Genomic DNA, 17,152 nt, shown 5'->3' with positions numbered 1-17,152 from the left:
ATAATTTAATAATTTAATAATTTAATAATTTAATAATTTATAAAAAGTGACAGTAAAATATAAATAATAATAGCCTTTACTGTTGTTTATTTAATACCACTGGCCTGTTTTAAATTCGAAATAAACTTTTCAGTTATTTAATTTTTTATCAAACGCCTCAGCCAACTTTTCAGTTTCACTAAAAACAGTATTCCAATATTTTATACGCGTGTCTGCATCAAGATCGGTAAAGTCATTTCTGTCTGGAATTTTTCCGTACGGTAAGCTTGCTATAAATTCTTTTGATGGAGTGATCATTACCACATTATCGTAATTAAGTGGTGATACTTTACGTTTTAAATTTTTATCGAACCACCCTGCTTTTGGCTCACTATTAAAATGCGGATATAAAATTAAGCCTGGGTTATTAATTTTTAAATCAAAGTGGTAATCAATTATTCCGCCATCGCGATATATTCCTTGCGGCGAGCCTTCAATATTTTTTATGCCTTGCATAACAAGTGGTATTGAACCCGATGCAAGTAACGCGTCTTTTAAATTATTTTGAGTAAGCGCTATGCTTTGCGTTTTAAAATTGTAGGTGTCGGTAATTGATAAGTCACTTGTTGCTGGGCCAAATATAAAGCGCTCATACTGTGAGCCTAATAATTTTCGGTTAACGCGGTTTAACATATAACTTTTTGACAAGCCCATAAGTTGTATAAGTTTATTTTCGCTGGCAATAAAGCCATTCGATTTTGCTACTATAAAGTGCGCTTTAAATATTGGGTTATTTATAATTTCGGTTACGCCGTTATCGCCAAAAACATCTTCAAGTAATGCGCGCGCTTTTATTGTGATTTCACTTGGTGTAGGTTTATTACTTGAATATCGCGTTTGCGAATACGATTTTGCTAAGCGCTCAATCGCAGCAACAGGATCGTTTTGTGCAAAACACGCAGAGCGAAAAGCGCCAGCAGATGAGCCAATTAAATTAAGTGGTTGGGTACGGCTTTTAAAAAATTCACCAAAAATATATTTATCTAAGCCAAATAATGTAAACCATTTAGGACCGCCACTTGCACCTAAAAAAGAGGTAAAAAGTTCAGGTTTAAAGCCCTGTTCGTTAATAATTTTAGCCGCTGTTTTCCCTGCGTGAATCTCGATCATCTAAAAAATTGTGCCTTTATTTTGGTTGCTATAGTTTTCTTACAATACTGAAAGTGAATATTTATGCAAATCAAAAAGCGACTTTATGTTGCCATAAAACCGCTTTTTATAGTTAAGTGTGCTGAATTAGTCCCAAATGCCGTCTTCGCATTTACCCTGTACTTTTACATCTTTTACTTTAAATTCGGGCTCTAAACCTTTGTCTCTTTGTGCGTGGTAATCGCTCGTAACAGACAAAATAGTCGGCGTTAACAGTATAATAGCGATAACGTTAACCACTGTCATTAACCCTAAGGCAATATCGGCTAAATCCCAGACTTCTTTTAATGTGGCCGATGCGCCCCACAACATCATTGATAAATAAAGCAAAGTGTAAATGCCGCGCCCTACTTTGTTGTCGAGCTTAAATAAGTGCAAGTTGCTCTCTGCATAGGCGTAGTTTGCCACTACCGATGTAAAAGCAAATAAGGTTATAGCGGCTGCTACAAAGTAAACACCACCTTGTGCTAAATGAGCGGTCATCGCGCTTTGTGTTAAACGAATGCCTTCCATTTCACCGCTTATGTCTATATCGGCTAATAAAATGATCACCGCGGTACAGCTACACAGTACTATTGTATCGAAAAATACGCCTAGCATTTGTATGTAACCTTGCGTTACAGGGTGATTAGGTATTGGGCTGGCACTTGCTGAAGCATGCGGCACACTACCTGCACCGGCCTCATTAGAATATAAACCACGTTGAATACCGTTTTTAATGGCAGCGCCCATTGCACCGGCGCCTGCTTCTTGTAAACCAAACGCTGATAAAAATATATCTTTAAGCATGGCGGGTACTTGCGGGAAATTTATAATCGTAATAATTACCGCAGCAAGTACAAACACAATGCCCATTATTGGCACAACACGCTCTGCAAACCGGGCAATTGCTTTAAAGCCACCGAGTATAATTGAGCCGGCTAGCACGGTAATAACTAGGCCTGAATAAAATGTAGGAACTTCAAACGCGTAATTAAGTGCGTCGGTAATTGTGTTCGTTTGCATTGCGCTAAACGTAAAGCCGTAACCTAAAAACAAACACGCAGCAAACACAATTGCAAACGCCCGGCTACCCAAACCTTGTTGAATATAATACGCAGGGCCCCCTCTAAACTCGCCGCCACTATCGCGCACTTTATATACTTGCCCAAGTACACTTTCGGCAAAGCCTGTAGCCATACCCAATATGGCTATTACCCACATCCAAAATATAGCGCCGCTGCCGCCAAGTGAAATTGCAACCGCCACACCGGCTAAATTACCGGTACCTACCCGTGCACAAAGCCCTGTACACAACGCTTGAAATGATGAAATGTCGTCTTTTTTACATTTGCTACTGCCTTTTAAAAGGCTAAACATATGTTTAAATTTAAGTATTTGAATTGCTTTTAGTCGTACTGAAAACCATACCCCCGTAAACAAGAGTATATAAATAAGTACCTGGCCTTCTCCCCACAAAAGGTTGTTTACGCTTTTGACGACGGTATCGAACATTGCTAATTCCTTCTTATATTTTTTATATTAATACCCTTTTTTGGGTATAACGGCTTTTGCTTGCGACATCGACTAAAAATTTAATGTAAATAAGGCAGCTAAGCTGCCTTAAAACTATACATTATTTATTTTGCAAATGAACTCCTGCAATCATGCACCTAACTGAGCCACCAGCCGACTCAATAGTAGGTATAGGTAATGGCACAAGCTTAGCCGTTTTTTGTACAACTGTTATTTGTGCCGGTGTAAGTGCATTAAACGCAGTTTGCGATAAGGCTAAAATACGACCATTTTTACCTTGTAGTTCAATAGCATTGCCACAAAAGTTATTAATTTGCTCAAGCGTTAAATCGATAACTTGATGATGGCTTTTCAAAAAATGTTTAGCTAACTGTGCACGTTGTTCAATTGGCACCATATTTAAACTGATCATTACAAATTTTGTAGCAATACACATTAAAACATTAGTGTGATAAACCGCAGTTCCTTGCTCGTCATATGCGTTAAACACTATGGGTGATAGTTTTAATTGCTCACATATTGTATTAACCACCGACTTGGTAGTTCTTTTTGATTCTACCGCGTAAGCGAGTTTATTTTGATGATCGATAACCAGTGAACCAGTGCCTTCAAGAAATGAATTTTCTTTCGATAAAAATGAATAATCAGTCACTGAAGACACTTTATAGTGATCCGTTAAAAAATCAATAATATCTTTTCGATATTCTAACCTTCTGTTTTCTACAAACATTGGATAGATTATTAATTGGCCACTTTGATGAGTTGAAAACCAATTGTTAGGAAAAACTGAATCGGGAGTGTGTGTTTGCTCATCTTCAAAAAGGTGAACTGTTACCCCTTCATTTTTTAATATTTGTACGGCATTAGTCACTTCTTTAAATGCTTGTTCACTTTGATTTTGTGCTAAGCATTCACTTTGAAATGCGTTATCGAGCATTGTATGTGGGTTAGATGTAAAGTGATGTGGCCTTACCATCACTACAGCATTGGGGGCTTGGTTTACTTCGCTCATGCCACGTGCTCTTTTACTAATGGTTGCTCACTAAGCACTGAAAATAAATTACGAGGGTCCGCTTGTTGTGTAATTAAATCAAGCAAAGCAAACTCGCCCGTTTTAATTAACTCATCGCGTATAAATACCAGTGCTGTAAAGTCTTCGCTCGCAAAGCCAACACCATCAAAAATGGTTAATTCATCTTGGCTAGTACGCCCAAGCGACGGCTTGTTAATAACGTTATGAAACTCAGTTACTGTAAAGCTTGGACTCATTTGTTGAATTTCGCCCTCTATTCGAGTTTGCGGCTCGTACTCAACAAATACATTAGCACGCTCAAGCAATCTAGCATCTAACTCTGTTTTACCTGGGCAATCGCCACCTATGGCATTAATGTGCACACCTTGTGGGATCATGTCATTTGTTAAAATAGTGGCGTTAGTTTTATCAGCAGTACAGGTAGTGATAATATCTACCCCTTTTACTGCCTCTTGTACACTATTACAAATAATCACGTTTAACCCGCATGCACTTAAATTAGCAAATGCTTTTTTAGAGGCGCTTTTATCTATATCGTATAAACGAATATGCGTAATACCTAGTACCGCTTTAAAAGCGAGTGCCTGAAACTCTGATTGAGCACCGTTGCCTATTAAAGTAAGGGTTGTTGAGTTTTTAGGTGCTAAATATTTAGCTACCATTGCAGAAGTTGCGGCTGTACGTAGTGCTGTTAGTAAACACATTTCGCTTATCATAACCGGATAGCCACTATCTACATCGGCTAAAATACCAAATGCAGCGACTGTTTGAAGTTCTTTAAAGGTGTTTTTTGGGTGACCATTTACATATTTACAGCTGAACATTTGGCCATCACTCACTGGCATTAGCTCTATTACACCCTCTGGTGAGTGTGCTGCATAGCGAGGTGACTTATCAAACTCAGTCCAACGGGCAAAGTCGGTTTCTAATTTATGTGTTAGATCTAGCAAAACGTTTTCGACCCCTAAGCTATTTATAAGCTTAACCATTGCCTGAACGCTAACAAATGGAACGCCTTGTTTTGGCTGTGCTATAAAATGACTCATGCTGAAACCTCTTGAATAAATGTATTAGTTAATTTAAAACAAGTTTAACGAGGCTACGTGCCATTTAATATGGCAATTAATTACACAAATAGTACTAATTTTTATCATTTTGCTATCCAGTTATGTACAATTTATGTATTTTGGTCAGTAACTTCTTTTAAAGGTTTGATTTATGACTCCTTATATTTATGACTCTCTTGATAATGCTTTAATAGCTGAATTACGAAAAGACGGCCGCGCTTCGGTTTCAGCTTTAGCCGGTTCTTTAAATGTATCACGCGGGACAGTTCAAAATAGGTTAGACAGATTAGTTAGCTCAGGCGCAATATTAGGGTTTACTGTACGCGTTCACGAACACATAGAAACAGAAGCTGTGCGCGCAATTATGATGATAGAAGTCGTTGGTAAATCTACCTCACAAGTAATTAAAACAATGCGCGGAATACCCGAGCTTATAAAATTACACACCACCAATGGTGCATGGGATTTAGTTGCAGAGCTTCAAGCTGCAAATTTAAGTGAGTTTGATGGAGTGCTAAGGCAAGTACGTGAAATTGACGGTATTTTAAATAGTGAAACAAGCATATTACTTTCATCAACTTAAGTTATTTTTAATATTTAAAGAATACTTAAATGAAGAATATTTAAATGACACCCATTTATAATGTTTTAAGTATTCACAATAATTTTTTACTATTTTAAATTTTAGAATGACACCCATTTAAATTTTTAAAAATTGAGGGGTTAATAAATATACAAACTAGGGTGGGTGTCATTTAAATAAAAGGCATTTAAATGAATAATACTGCAACTTTTAGTCGCAGTATTATTCATGATTTGGGTATCCAATTTGCTTAATTGTAACGATACTCGCTTTGTGAGTAGTTATGCGCATTGCTGATCTCAAATTGGCTTTGCTGCGCTAAATAAGACCGACCTGCAGCTAAGCCTAATTTATGATCAAAACGTAAATCGTTATTTGAACTACCTAATAATTTGCTATGCAGTTTTTCGTCTGCAAAAATTTGTATTATTTCCACATCACTTGGTGGATTTGCAATAAACTCAAGCTCATCTAAATACGCTTTCTCGTGCTGTATTAAGTAATCCAATGTTTTTGGACAATAGCCTGATGCTATAGCAAATGTTCTTAGCTTTTGTACCCATGCAGATTGCGCTTGAAAATTAGCGTCAACCGTTCTTATTACAACAATTTTACGAGCACCTCGGTTGTAAGCCTCACGCACGGGGAGTGGAGCGGCTAAACCGCCGTCTAGATAAAAATCGCTCTGTGCTTGTTCTTCAACAAGATGTGTTTCATTCGCTGCTTTTGCGTTTAACCAAGGTGTTAACTTTACACCTTGTTTGTATAAAAACGGAAGTGCGCTAGAAGCCTTTAACAAATCACGCCATTGACCGCTATCACCTGTAGGCGATAAGTAATAAGCTTTTCTGTCTCGTGCATTTGTGGCTGTTATAAGTAGTTCACGCTCACCTAAACTAGTTTTCGCTGTTTTGAAATCTATAGCTCTGTTTACTTCAGTGGTTTTGTCAAAGTACCAATCTAGATCAACTATATGCTTACCCACTAATCCGCGACCAAGCTGAAAAAAACGCTTATTACGCGAAAGTCCTCTAATCAGGCGTTTAGCGTAGCCTTTTTGACGCGCTAAGTAGCTAGTTAAGTTTTGTGAACCCGCTGAAGTACCAATGAATAAATCAAAAGGGTCATAGCTTTGCTCTAACCACGCATCAAGTACGCCAGCTGTGAATATCCCTCGCTGCCCGCCACCTTCAGCAATCAGAGCAACTTTTGGCTGCGCTGTTTTGTTAACTGAATTAGCTGTTGCGGTGTTTAGAGAGTTCACGGTGTACCTGCCTTTAATTTTATGATGTCTGGTTTAATAGCTACATTATAAAAAACAAAAGTGATATCTTAAAATTGATTGTTTAAATCAGTTCAATTGAAAAAACAGAACGGTATATAAAGCAAAATATGTACTAAAAATAGAAATCAAATTTACTTTGAATATTTAAATAACAAATACAGACATCACTTAAAGTTAATAAAATGAGTTAAAAAAGTTTAACTTTTGATGATGTCTGTATATTAACAAGCCCAGAGTGTACGCTTGCTTAACTAACTATATTTTAGTGTTTTATTTCCATTAAAATTTCGAGTGCACGGTGGCGTTTTTCACTATCAAACACATCATTCGTAAATATAAACTCATCAACTTCTAGCTGTTTAGCTATCATCTCTAACTTGTGTTTAATACTTACATGTCCGCCTACTACGCTTAGGCTTAAAAAGTTCTCTACATGAGCGCGCTCTTGTTCGCTCCATAACCCGTCCATGCTTTCAACAGGTGGTTTTAGCCACAGCTCATTACCGCGTATAAGTTCGAGTACACGTTGCTTAGAAGTAGTCGACAAGTATTGCGCTTCATCGTCGGTATCTGCAGCCACTAAAGGCAGTGCAAGCATTACGTATGGCTTATCAAGTACGCTTGATGCTTTAAATTCGCGCTTATACAACGCTATTGCATCGTGCACAAAGCGCGGTGCAAAATGCCCTGCAAATACATACGGTAACCCTTTTTGCGCCGCTAGTTGCGCGCTAAATAAACTCGAGCCTAATAACCAAATCGGAACGTTTGTGTCCTCCCCCGGTATAGCACGTATAGGATGCGTACCATTGTAAGGACCTAACAATGTTTGCAGTTCAGTTACCTCACCTGGGAAATTTTCTGCGCGGCTCATATCGTTGTTTAATGCACGACTCGTTACAGGATCGCTACCTGGGGCACGCCCTAGCCCTAAATCTATTCGCCCTGGATATAAGCTCTCTAATGTACCAAATTGTTCAGCAACAACTAATGGGGAGTGGTTAGGCAGCATAATACCGCCCGACCCAACGCGTATCTTTTTGGTATTACCTGCAATGTGACCAACCAAAATTGAAGTGGCCGCACAAATTATACCTGGCATATTATGATGCTCAGCAAGCCAAAAACGGTTAAAGCCAAGCTCATCTGCACGTTGAGCGTATTTAGTACTTTTATGAAGAGTGTTAGTAACGCTGTCCCCTTTGATCATGGGGGCAAGTTCTAATAACGAAAAAGGAATGGAATTTAACAAAATAGCAGCTCCTAAAAATGCATGCTAACAATGTATTACATCATTAGCATAAAACACTTAAATGGGTCTGCTATTAGGTCAATTCAAGTTACGCAGTGGTATTAGAGCAAAATAGGTATATGTTATTTTGCTCTAAGGTATTCAAGCAAGCTGTGCATCACGTTGGCGCAGCTTTTTATAGCCTTCTGAATCCACGCCTTTTTTCCAATACCCTGAGGAAACAATATTACCGCGTGGTATATTAAATTGCTCTGTTAGCAGTGCTTTTGCTTTACGAACAAGCCCAGCTTCCAATGCCATAAATACAATAGGAGGCTCTGCTGTAATGTGCAAATTTTGAAGCGCGCTAAGTAGCGCTTCGTCAGCATTGTCGGTAACAAGCCAATTAACATCGCGGCTTGTTTCTAAATCAATAATGTCTTTTTCGGTGGGTACATGTACAAAGGCATCAATTTTTGAAAATAAAGGTAATTGCTGTATATACCCCTTTATTGCATTTACCGAAGTTAAATCCCCTAGCAACACATAATGCGAATGCCCATAATTATCTAGCTTTTTAGGGCCTGGGCCTGCAATACCTACCTCATCACCTACTTTTGCAATTTTAGCCCAGTCAGTTGCCGGACCTTGGTGCATATTTATAACAAAATCAAGTGTTAACGCGCCTGTTTGTGCATCTACATGCCTTATTGTGTAAGATCGCATACACGCTGTTTTTAAGTTAAAATCTACTTCACCATTTTTTGGGATCAGTACTTTTACATAGTTACCAATGTGCTGTGAGGTTAAGTCGTTAAAATCATCAGAGCCTACAACAATGCGTTGTAGGTGTGGTGTGATTTGCTGCGTACTTAATATGTTAGCTTTGCGAATTTGTTTACCCATGCATTACCTCGTTTTACAAAACTTGGACTTTAATACCAACTTGCATAAATCTTTGATCAATTTAACAAATTAAATAAACCCCATATATAAGCAGATTGGTATAATAATTAGCTGCTATAAAAGCAGACATTGCACAACGCCCCATTGGTTGATAAAATCAACTATAACAAGTTAATTGACTTTGTCAACTACATTGAGAGTTTTATGAATACACCTTTATCAAATACGCTGTTTGAATTGATGCAAAATTACCGCGTCACAATTCGTGAAGCAATTAACGCAGGCGAACTTGGTATAAATGCTATGCACGTACGCTGCATACATATTATCGCGAACGTAAATAACTGTACGGCTAACGATATTGTTACTAAAACGCAGCGCGACAAAGCGCAAATAGCACGTTTAATTAAAGATCTTATTGGCTTAAATTTAATAAATAAACAGGCAAGTGAGCACGATAAGCGCTGCTTTATTTTGTCGCTCACAGAGCAAGGCAAAGTTCTTTTTGATAAGTTATTAGCCTCAGAGCAGAAAATAAATAATCAAATGTGTAAAAACTTAAACCCTCAGCAAATCAAAGACTTTTTAGATATCGCACAGCAAATGATCAAAAATATGGATTGATCGGTTATACATTTCTTGGCATAACTTACACAAAACGCATATACTGTACACTTATACAGTATATGCGTTTTAGGTTGTGTTATGTTTGTCATTCCCATTTATATAGAAGCAGGCGTGTGTGGTTTTGAATCGCCCGCAGCGCAGTACACCGAGCTAGGTGTAACCCTTGATGAGCTTTTAATAAAGCACCCAAATGCTACCTTTATTGGCCTAGCATCGGGCAACTCTATGCAAGAAGTCGGAATTTTTGAAGGGGACTTATTAGTTATCGACCGTGCAGAGCCTGCAGAAAATGGTGACGTTATTGTTGCTAACTTAAATGGTCTTTTTGTATGCAAACTGCTTGATAAAACCAATGCACGGCTGCTTTCAGCTTCTTCTTTACATAAGCCTGTACAACTAACCTCTGCAGACGAATTTCAGCTCGAAGGCGTAGTAACGCTATCAATAAGAATGCACAGGCAAAGCCCAGAGTTACTAAAATGTATGCCTTAGTTGATGCTGTGTCATTTTATGCCAGTGCCGAAAAAGTATTCGACCCTGCTATTCGATCAAAACCCGTGGTTGTACTTACCAATAACGATGGCTGTGTATGCGCTATTTGCCCTATTGCTCGGCGCTTAAATATTCCTAAATTTGGCCCGTACTTTAAAGTTAAGCATTTACTTGAGCAAAACAACGTTGTTATTCGCTCTAGCAATTACGAGCTTTATGCTGATTTAAGCGACAAAATGATGAATATCATCGCTCGCTTTTGCGATACACAGCACATATACAGTATTGATGAATCGTTTTTGCACTTTGATGGCTACACATCATTAATTAAAGACTGGCATGAATACGGTCATACAATAAGGCGCACAGTATGGCGCGAAACAAAGCTACCTGTAGGTGTTGGTTTTGGCCCGACCCCTACTTTAGCAAAAGCCGCTAACCATGCCGCTAAAAAGCTCAGTGGTTTTAATGGTGTAGCAGTAATAAATAGCGAACAAACTCGCCAAGCTATTTTACAAAGAATGAGCTGCGAAGATGTGTGGGGGATAGGCCGGCGGCTAGCTAAAAAACTTAAAATAATGAATATACACACCGCCTGGGATCTTGCTCAGCAAAACCCTAGAGCAATGCGCCGTGCATTTAGTGTGGTTGTTGAACGCACAGTAAGCGAGCTTAACGGAATAACATGTTTAAACTGGGATGATGTACGACAAGACAAGCGGGAGATTTATTCGACCCGTAGTTTTGGAGAGCGCATATGTGAGCCAACAGCACTTAAAACAGCGCTAATTAACCATGTAACCACAGTGGCTAATAAACTAAGAGCGCAACACTCGCTCACTCACCAGCTTTATATTTTTGCAGCCAGTGGCGCGCACGAAAATAGATATTATAAAAAGTCTTTTGTGTATAAGTTCCCCTCACCCACTAACGACACCTGCGTGATGGCTAATGCTGTATCTGAGGTATTTAATAAGATTTACCAACCCGGTATACGGTTTTATAAATGTGGTGTGGGTGCGGTAGAGCTAATATCAGAACAGTTTCAGCAAAATGACTTATTTAATAAAAGCCCTGATAATCCAAAACTTATGCAATGCTTAGACACAATTAACAATCGATACGGAAAAGGAATGCTAAGCCTTGCAAGTAGTAAATTAAATGACCGGTGGCACATGAACCGTGATTTTTTGTCGCCGCAGTACACTACGCGTTGGCGCGATATCCCTAAAATATACTGCGAATGATTTGCTACTTACTACTTACTAGATGCTTTATTTACTCTCATCTGCTTTTTTAAATGTGCACTCTACATTGGGTTCGCTCAATGTGTATTTGAGTGTGTTATCAGCTAAAAATTTGATACTTTGACTGATTGTTTTTTCGTTTGCAGGGCTTTCACAACGGCTCATTCTTAAGCCGTTTTCAAGGCCATCACTTTTATATTTAAGCGTGCTGGTTATAAAGCAAAAGTTTGGTTTTTTAATGGTTCGGGTACCATTGTGGAGCGATCCAAATACAATTTGCTCACCAAGTTTAAAACCAGCACTTAAATCACTTTCATCTGTCAAACTCAAATTGCTGTTAACGCATAACCCTGAGTTGCTCGACACAACTTCGTAGGCTCCCAATTTTGACTTTAAAAGCGGTATAAATCGTGTTTTATTACTCGGCTCAGAAAAAGCATTTGCACTTGTAAAAGCGACAGTTAATAAAGCGAGTGTTAAATATTTCATTTCGTGGGTGTATCCTCGTGAGTCAGCGTGTTAAATAATAGCAAAATGCCTAATCACTTAGCTTTTATAACTTTTAACAACTATAACAGAGATTTACTATAAAAGGAGAGAAGTCGTATTCAGGAACTAAGACACGAGCAGCTAAGGGAGTTTTGCTCGACTATTACTGATTCTTACATGTGTGTAAGCCAGTAAGATAACGCAAGAGCAATTACCGATCCCATTAGGTTACAAACCTCGTGCCACAAATAAATCCCTTAGATTGAACACATTTAAATCCACAAAGATTCATCCTAGATACTGCATTACAAACCATTTTGCTGTTAAGTACTTTAGTTAATACGTACTTAAACAACAAAACGATTTATATCAATGCGCTTACTTGTAGGGAAATTAAACTCATTAAATTGTTTAAATAGCGCACAAATTACTATTTATTTTATTGCCAGTACTTTGCAAATAATAAAGGGTAGCTTTGCTTTAAAAACTTAGGTTTGTCTTTAAAACGTTTGCCTTTGGGTTCATCGCTGCCTGATGGAATAAACGGTAATTCGTCTTCGCTGCGTTCTTCAAATAATAAACCGGCTATTAAATCATACTCATCAATATACGGGTAAGGCTGCTCATTTAAGTAATAAACAGGTGTACACTGCGCTAACGAATCAGCATTTTCTAAAGCGTTTTCGAAAACTGTTTTACCACGCGAAATTAACCAACATCTAAACTCACTAAAACCGTAATCGTCGTTACATCCAGCCATCACAAAAGCGGCACCAAATAAATCCCAGGTAAAACACTTGCGCATATGTATGCCAAAATGCTTATCAAAATCAATAAGGTGTTGATCGCTTAAATCATTAAGTTTAGTTTTTAGGTTATCGCTCACACTTTGCGGATCGAGCCCTAAATCAGGCGTTGTTACTAATTCCCAAAAAGCCTGTTCTGTTAACGCTGCCATTATAAAATCTCTTTTACTCGGCCAACTTGACCATCTTCTAAACGTACTTTAATGCCGTGTGGGTGGTTTGGTGATTTTGTTAAAAGGCGCTCAACCACACCCTCTGTTAATGTGCCGCTGCGTTGATCTTCTTTTAATACAATATTTACTGTGGTACCTGGTGAAATTTGCGAACGCGAAGGAACAGCCATAATTTAAACCCTAAAAATAATTTATCTAATTATAACGTCCATGTGGTGTCATACCAACTAAACCGCTGTTAATTGGCTAAAAATGAGATGTGTGCTGGTTTTGCGTTCAACTTAATAGCTGCTAGCTGGCTAAGTATAATCTGCGTTAACTCATCAAGTTGCGGTTTTGCATCTTCACGGGCTACCTCATCAATAAAGTAACATTGTACTTTTAACGTATTGGCCTCATTATTTAAATCAATGGTATGCGTTAGATAATCAAAACCAATTACGCTTTCTTTTATTGCTTCGCATGCATTAGTAAGTGCTAGTCTAATGTGCTTATCGCGCTGCTTTTGAGTTTTAGTCATAATATAAAGGTTACTTATTTAGTTTCTGCTTGTTGCTGTTTTTTAAACTCTTCGTAGTTAGAGTCTTGTTTATCTAGGCATTCGTAATATTCTTTGTCAGCTTTATAGTTACACTCATCAAGGCGCGCCGATTGAACTTCATGAAAACGCGCATCAGAGCTACAACCTGCTAAAACACATAATCCAACAATAAGTAATGCGCTACTTTTTAGTTTATTGATAAACATTAAATTTCCTTACACTTTCTATATCGAAAAAGCGTTAAATTATTACAGTATTATTGTATATTAGCGCCATAAAATCTTAATCTCCAAAGGATCTATTTCTATGATGTCGCAGTTACAAAAGTTGTTTCAGCGTATAGACAAAAGCAAGATATTTCAATCATTTGTTATAGCTGTAATTATTGTTTCTGCCCTGACAGTAGGTGCGCACACTTACTCACTACATCCTACCGTAGAGCTTGCTCTAAATTGGATGGACGTTGGCATTACCGCATTCTTTTTAATTGAACTAGTAATCCGCTTTATTGCAAGTAAAGGCATAAAACATTTTTTTTCTAAAGGATGGAACATATTCGACACCATCATAGTATTGGGCAGTTTATATCCTGCTGCTGGCTCTACTATGTTAATTGCTCGATTACTTCGCATATTTAGAGTACTGCGATTGGTATCGATGATCCCAGAGCTGCGCTTATTAGTTAATTCATTGCTTAAAGCCATTCCACAAATGGGTTATATAGCCCTATTAATGTTTGTTATTTTTTATATATACGCTGCAATGGGCAGCATGATGTTTGCTGAAATAAACCCCGTACTTTGGCAAGATGTTTCAATCTCCATGCTTACTCTGTTTAGGGTGGCAACATTTGAAGATTGGACCGACATAATGTATGAAACAATGGCGGTGTACGAACTAAGCTGGATTTATTACCTTACGTTTATATTTTTAACCGCATTTGTATTTTTAAATATGATGGTAGGTGCCATTTTAGAAGTAATGAGTGAAGAGCACCGCAAAGCGCGAGAAGAGCTCGCAGACGACAGCTCATTACCTGCAACGCAAGGGCAAGTAAACGAACTACAATCCCAAATTGCTGAGCTTAAAGAGCTATTGAGTAACCGCAAAAACTAATCTGAGAAAAGTACTAAAGCACCCACTTAAAGTTTAAAAAGTGGGTGCAGCTTAAGTATTTAACTAAAACGAACATTACCAAAGAGCTTTAATTCTCCTCGTTATCAGATTTTTCATCCGTATCTTCAAAAGAAATAACGTTATCTACTTTCATTTTAAACGCATCAAAAAATGCGTTTTCTAATACCGAAATCACAGCTTGAAAAGTCGAAACATCCGTATTATCTAATTGCCCCTCTATAGGGATACGTGCAGCAACAAGTTTAGACTCATCGTTTTCGAGTATAGAGCCCAGTAAATCAACACTGCCTTCAAATATGGCCGTAAATATTCCATCGTCATCTTTTTCTATATCTTCGCGCCACGAGAACACACTCAAGTTTTGAACGCCCGCTTTTACATAACCATTTAAGTTATTGTCTTTAGCCACCAATTCCATAGCGCCATCAATGCCACCCGCTTCAATATCAAAAGGCGTGTATACCTTAAATACAGTATCGAGGTTTTTAACAGAGAAACGCTGTACCTCTGCGTTAAAATCAAAATTGGCTTGTTTGCTAAAGGGATCTAATTTGCCATCAAACTTTAATGCGGCCTCCCCCATTAATGCACCTTCTACGCTTAGAGTAGTCACTAGTGTTTTTGATAGGTTTTGCGCGTTGGTTATATTTTCAATTCGAGCGTTGATATTTGATATAAAAGTGGGTTTTTCACCACTATTCGTTGAGTTAACTAAAGTTAACTTGCCTTGCTCAATTGTTAAGGTATCAATAGAAAACAGTACTAAATTATTGGCGAGACCTACCCAAGTAGTTTCGTCTTTTACTTGTTGATTTTGCTCAGAAGCATTGGGGTCTTTATCATAAATAACTATTTTAGGACGCGTAAACGCCATGTTTGTTACTAAATTCCCTTTTAAAAGGGCTGACCACGCAAGTGAAAAATCGAGAGTTTGAATACTCAGCAAAGGCTTAGGAGCTGAAGTTGCATCAACAGCATAAATTTCAACGTCGTCAATTGCGTAGGCACCGCGATATAAAAACAAATCTACGTCACCAACATGCCCAGTAACACCTTGTGTGTGTTTTAGCTGATAATTTACGTAGTGCTGAACTACATAAGGCGCGGCTATTCGCGTTAGTATAAGTAACACAACCAGCGCTATTACACCTTTAAGGTATTTGTCGTGAAATATTTTGGATGAAAAATGCATTGTAATTTCCTTTACTAAAAACGGGGGCCTTTTGACCTTTCAGGGTTAAATTTTTCTATATAAAGGGCTGCGTATGTTTAATATTTATTTTTATAAAGCACTTATGAAGATAGCCACACAACATAAACTCTGCTTTACCTAAAACCTAAACGTACAGCTACAAATTTAACCTAGAAGAATAAATAAGCCCTAGCTGAATTCTTTAATTAAGCAAATAAATAAACGTGTAAAAATTACTAATAATTGTAATTTAAATACCTGTTAGGAATAAAATTATAAACAAAGCAAAGCCATATAAGCTTAAAGCTCTAAACAACAGTTATTACAGCAAGGGATATACCACTATTCAAATACATAACTTAAGAAATGATTGCATACATATCTATTTACAATTTAGCTAACTAATAACCGGCGTTAGGTCGAATAAACCGCTTTCATCTACTAAAGTAAAATTAACGCAAACAAGAATAAAAATACATGAATCCTATTTTTTATATATTAGTTACCCTCTTTTTCACCAGTATTATTTGGTCTGTCATATTTTTAATGTCGTGGTATACGTTAGGTAAAAAGCAATATGCCATGCTTTGGACAATCGCATTTGCATTCTCTGCATGCCAATGGGCAACAATGTTGGCAGAACCATTATTTAACTCAAACACATTATATTGGATGTTAGGAAGTAGCTTCTCTGTAGGTTCAGTACTGCTAGGTACGTGGGGGCATTGCATTAGGGTAAACTCGGGTATAAAAATTCGCTATTTAATTATCTCAGCAATAGTTACTCTTGCTGCTGTCTATTATTTTACAGCTATATATGTGCATGTTGGCTTATTTATGTCCTTGTATGTGTATTATGATGTGATTTTACTTGTACTCAATGCAGTTATTATTTTCAGGCATAAACAAAAATCACTTCCTGCCGAAATAGGCGCTAGTATTACTTATACGCTATGTGGATTACTTTTATTTGTTGCAGCAAGCATAGCGTTACTGCAAGGCAGCCAAGTAAATGAAGAATATATAGCGCTGTATACATTAATTAATTTTATTACTGTCCCTACTGCACATGTAGGCATGGCCGTATTCATAATATTTATGATGGCATCAGATTTAGCTGAAAAAATGAACAATCTTGCAATGAGCGACGAACTTACAGGCTGCTTAAATAGGCGTGGATTCTATAATAAAAGCCAAGAGCAACTAAAAGATAAACTTAATAATTATAACTACGTCAGCTTAATTTATTGGGATATAGATAAATTTAAAAAAATAAACGATGAATTTGGACATGCAGGTGGTGATTTAGTTTTAGTTGAAGCTGCAAAAATAATGCAAAACTGCATAAGCCCATGTGATTTATTTGGCCGCATTGGCGGCGAAGAATTTGCTTTATTAATAGCAAGAAACGACGAATCGTCAGCTAAAGATCTTCCCGAAAAACTAAGAAGTGCACTGGCCAGTTACCCAATTCATTTTAACGATAAAGTAATTAATGTAACGGCAAGTTTTGGCGTAATAAATATTAAATGTAATAAAACGACAATTGAGAGTGCAATAAATGAAGCAGATAAAGCACTCTACCATGCCAAGAATGAAGGGCGTAATCAGGTGGCTCATGTGAATACATTAAGTTAATA

General features: G+C 37.6%; 19 protein-coding genes. 6 read left to right on the top strand and 13 right to left on the bottom strand.

The annotated features are described in order from the left end of the window. Positions 1-129: 129 nt before the first annotated feature. The 4 genes from H5116_RS16680 to H5116_RS16665 all read right to left on the bottom strand — a co-directional run bounded on the left by H5116_RS16680 (position 130) and on the right by H5116_RS16665 (position 4,782). Positions 130-1,149, bottom strand: a complete 1,020-nt coding sequence (locus H5116_RS16680) for a patatin-like phospholipase family protein (protein WP_182712371.1) — start codon at positions 1,147-1,149, stop codon at positions 130-132. A gap of 126 nt (positions 1,150-1,275) precedes the next feature. After that, entirely contained in the window at positions 1,276-2,682 is a 1,407-nt protein-coding gene (locus H5116_RS16675) for a sodium:alanine symporter family protein (RefSeq protein ID WP_182712372.1), read from the bottom strand. Positions 2,683-2,803: 121 nt separating this feature from the next. Beyond that, positions 2,804-3,715 (bottom strand): citrulline utilization hydrolase CtlX, encoded by a 912-nt coding sequence (gene ctlX / locus H5116_RS16670; RefSeq protein WP_182716666.1) that lies wholly within the window; start codon positions 3,713-3,715, stop codon positions 2,804-2,806. Next, positions 3,712-4,782 carry an ornithine cyclodeaminase gene (locus H5116_RS16665; RefSeq protein ID WP_182716665.1) on the bottom strand — a complete coding sequence of 357 codons (1,071 nt, stop codon included), beginning with the start codon at positions 4,780-4,782 and terminating at the stop codon, positions 3,712-3,714. Before H5116_RS16665 ends, ctlX begins: the two co-directional genes overlap by 4 nt. Before the next feature lie 172 nt (positions 4,783-4,954). Here H5116_RS16665 and H5116_RS16660 point away from each other — a divergent pair, with 172 nt between their 5' ends. Further along, a complete protein-coding gene (locus H5116_RS16660) occupies positions 4,955-5,386 on the top strand; it encodes an Lrp/AsnC family transcriptional regulator (protein WP_182716664.1) in 432 nt (143 codons plus the stop codon). A 250-nt stretch (positions 5,387-5,636) separates the two neighbouring features. Here H5116_RS16660 and H5116_RS16655 read toward each other — a convergent pair whose 3' ends face one another. From H5116_RS16655 to H5116_RS16645, 3 genes are all read right to left on the bottom strand, one after another. Further along, positions 5,637-6,650 (bottom strand): patatin family protein, encoded by a 1,014-nt coding sequence (locus H5116_RS16655; protein ID WP_182716663.1) that lies wholly within the window; start codon positions 6,648-6,650, stop codon positions 5,637-5,639. 283 nt (positions 6,651-6,933) lie between these two features. Then, complete coding sequence (locus H5116_RS16650) at positions 6,934-7,923, bottom strand: LLM class flavin-dependent oxidoreductase (RefSeq protein ID WP_007583209.1); 990 nt, start codon at positions 7,921-7,923, stop codon at positions 6,934-6,936. A 141-nt stretch (positions 7,924-8,064) separates the two neighbouring features. Next, the gene (locus H5116_RS16645) at positions 8,065-8,808 is read right to left on the bottom strand and encodes a siderophore-interacting protein (protein ID WP_182672349.1); all 744 of its coding nucleotides are present in this window, start codon (positions 8,806-8,808) and stop codon (positions 8,065-8,067) included. Between the two features lie 204 nt (positions 8,809-9,012). Between H5116_RS16645 and H5116_RS16640 the strand changes: the two genes are divergently transcribed. From H5116_RS16640 to H5116_RS16630, 3 genes are all read left to right on the top strand, one after another. Next, the gene (locus tag H5116_RS16640) at positions 9,013-9,432 is read left to right on the top strand and encodes a MarR family winged helix-turn-helix transcriptional regulator (RefSeq protein WP_004334811.1); all 420 of its coding nucleotides are present in this window, start codon (positions 9,013-9,015) and stop codon (positions 9,430-9,432) included. 81 nt (positions 9,433-9,513) lie between these two features. After that, positions 9,514-9,927 carry a S24 family peptidase gene (locus tag H5116_RS16635; RefSeq protein ID WP_004334808.1) on the top strand — a complete coding sequence of 138 codons (414 nt, stop codon included), beginning with the start codon at positions 9,514-9,516 and terminating at the stop codon, positions 9,925-9,927. After that, positions 9,915-11,174: a Y-family DNA polymerase gene (locus H5116_RS16630; RefSeq protein WP_024598178.1), complete on the top strand. Its 1,260-nt coding sequence runs from the start codon at positions 9,915-9,917 to the stop codon at positions 11,172-11,174. The genes H5116_RS16635 and H5116_RS16630 overlap by 13 nt, the downstream gene beginning before the upstream one ends. Positions 11,175-11,201: 27 nt before the next feature. On the opposite strand, the gene H5116_RS16625 is transcribed toward H5116_RS16630, so the two are convergent. The 5 genes from H5116_RS16625 to H5116_RS16605 all read right to left on the bottom strand — a co-directional run bounded on the left by H5116_RS16625 (position 11,202) and on the right by H5116_RS16605 (position 13,389). Further along, the gene (locus H5116_RS16625) at positions 11,202-11,663 is read right to left on the bottom strand and encodes a hypothetical protein (protein ID WP_004334802.1); all 462 of its coding nucleotides are present in this window, start codon (positions 11,661-11,663) and stop codon (positions 11,202-11,204) included. A gap of 439 nt (positions 11,664-12,102) precedes the next feature. Continuing rightward, positions 12,103-12,621, bottom strand: coding sequence for a DUF4240 domain-containing protein (locus H5116_RS16620; protein WP_024598177.1), 519 nt, complete (start codon positions 12,619-12,621; stop codon positions 12,103-12,105). Then, the gene (locus H5116_RS16615) at positions 12,621-12,812 is read right to left on the bottom strand and encodes a YwbE family protein (protein WP_004334795.1); all 192 of its coding nucleotides are present in this window, start codon (positions 12,810-12,812) and stop codon (positions 12,621-12,623) included. Before H5116_RS16615 ends, H5116_RS16620 begins: the two co-directional genes overlap by 1 nt. Positions 12,813-12,880: 68 nt before the next feature. Next, positions 12,881-13,162, bottom strand: a complete 282-nt coding sequence (locus H5116_RS16610; protein ID WP_165723858.1) for a hypothetical protein — start codon at positions 13,160-13,162, stop codon at positions 12,881-12,883. Between the two features lie 14 nt (positions 13,163-13,176). Beyond that, entirely contained in the window at positions 13,177-13,389 is a 213-nt protein-coding gene (locus tag H5116_RS16605; RefSeq protein ID WP_007583226.1) for a hypothetical protein, read from the bottom strand. A gap of 100 nt (positions 13,390-13,489) precedes the next feature. Between H5116_RS16605 and H5116_RS16600 the strand changes: the two genes are divergently transcribed. Next, positions 13,490-14,299 carry an ion transporter gene (locus H5116_RS16600; protein WP_007583228.1) on the top strand — a complete coding sequence of 270 codons (810 nt, stop codon included), beginning with the start codon at positions 13,490-13,492 and terminating at the stop codon, positions 14,297-14,299. A gap of 88 nt (positions 14,300-14,387) precedes the next feature. On the opposite strand, the gene H5116_RS16595 is transcribed toward H5116_RS16600, so the two are convergent. Further along, the gene (locus H5116_RS16595; RefSeq protein WP_182716662.1) at positions 14,388-15,512 is read right to left on the bottom strand and encodes a DUF748 domain-containing protein; all 1,125 of its coding nucleotides are present in this window, start codon (positions 15,510-15,512) and stop codon (positions 14,388-14,390) included. A gap of 477 nt (positions 15,513-15,989) precedes the next feature. Between H5116_RS16595 and H5116_RS16590 the strand changes: the two genes are divergently transcribed. Further along, on the top strand, positions 15,990-17,150 hold the full coding sequence (locus tag H5116_RS16590; protein WP_182716661.1) for a GGDEF domain-containing protein: 1,161 nt from the start codon (positions 15,990-15,992) through the stop codon (positions 17,148-17,150). Positions 17,151-17,152 lie beyond the last annotated feature (2 nt).

The organism is Pseudoalteromonas sp. SG45-2 (assembly GCF_014164115.1).
GTDB classification, from domain to species: Bacteria; Pseudomonadota; Gammaproteobacteria; order Enterobacterales; family Alteromonadaceae; genus Pseudoalteromonas; species Pseudoalteromonas distincta.
This window is presented reverse-complemented; position numbering and strand designations above follow the sequence as displayed.

Excerpts from the sequence above, each read along its gene's own strand:
- H5116_RS16680 (WP_182712371.1), bottom strand. The coding sequence starts at position 1,149 with ATGATCGAGATTCACGCAGGGAAAACAGCGGCTAAAATTATTAACGAA.
- H5116_RS16675 (WP_182712372.1), bottom strand. The coding sequence starts at position 2,682 with ATGTTCGATACCGTCGTCAAAAGCGTAAACAACCTTTTGTGGGGAGAA.
- ctlX (WP_182716666.1), bottom strand. The coding sequence starts at position 3,715 with ATGAGCGAAGTAAACCAAGCCCCCAATGCTGTAGTGATGGTAAGGCCA.
- H5116_RS16665 (WP_182716665.1), bottom strand. The coding sequence starts at position 4,782 with ATGAGTCATTTTATAGCACAGCCAAAACAAGGCGTTCCATTTGTTAGC.
- H5116_RS16660 (WP_182716664.1), top strand. The coding sequence starts at position 4,955 with ATGACTCCTTATATTTATGACTCTCTTGATAATGCTTTAATAGCTGAA.
- H5116_RS16645 (WP_182672349.1), bottom strand. The coding sequence starts at position 8,808 with ATGGGTAAACAAATTCGCAAAGCTAACATATTAAGTACGCAGCAAATC.
- H5116_RS16640 (WP_004334811.1), top strand. The coding sequence starts at position 9,013 with ATGAATACACCTTTATCAAATACGCTGTTTGAATTGATGCAAAATTAC.
- H5116_RS16635 (WP_004334808.1), top strand. The coding sequence starts at position 9,514 with ATGTTTGTCATTCCCATTTATATAGAAGCAGGCGTGTGTGGTTTTGAA.
- H5116_RS16630 (WP_024598178.1), top strand. The coding sequence starts at position 9,915 with ATGTATGCCTTAGTTGATGCTGTGTCATTTTATGCCAGTGCCGAAAAA.
- H5116_RS16625 (WP_004334802.1), bottom strand. The coding sequence starts at position 11,663 with ATGAAATATTTAACACTCGCTTTATTAACTGTCGCTTTTACAAGTGCA.
- H5116_RS16620 (WP_024598177.1), bottom strand. The coding sequence starts at position 12,621 with ATGGCAGCGTTAACAGAACAGGCTTTTTGGGAATTAGTAACAACGCCT.
- H5116_RS16615 (WP_004334795.1), bottom strand. The coding sequence starts at position 12,812 with ATGGCTGTTCCTTCGCGTTCGCAAATTTCACCAGGTACCACAGTAAAT.
- H5116_RS16610 (WP_165723858.1), bottom strand. The coding sequence starts at position 13,162 with ATGACTAAAACTCAAAAGCAGCGCGATAAGCACATTAGACTAGCACTT.
- H5116_RS16605 (WP_007583226.1), bottom strand. The coding sequence starts at position 13,389 with ATGTTTATCAATAAACTAAAAAGTAGCGCATTACTTATTGTTGGATTA.
- H5116_RS16600 (WP_007583228.1), top strand. The coding sequence starts at position 13,490 with ATGATGTCGCAGTTACAAAAGTTGTTTCAGCGTATAGACAAAAGCAAG.
- H5116_RS16595 (WP_182716662.1), bottom strand. The coding sequence starts at position 15,512 with ATGCATTTTTCATCCAAAATATTTCACGACAAATACCTTAAAGGTGTA.
- H5116_RS16590 (WP_182716661.1), top strand. The coding sequence starts at position 15,990 with ATGAATCCTATTTTTTATATATTAGTTACCCTCTTTTTCACCAGTATT.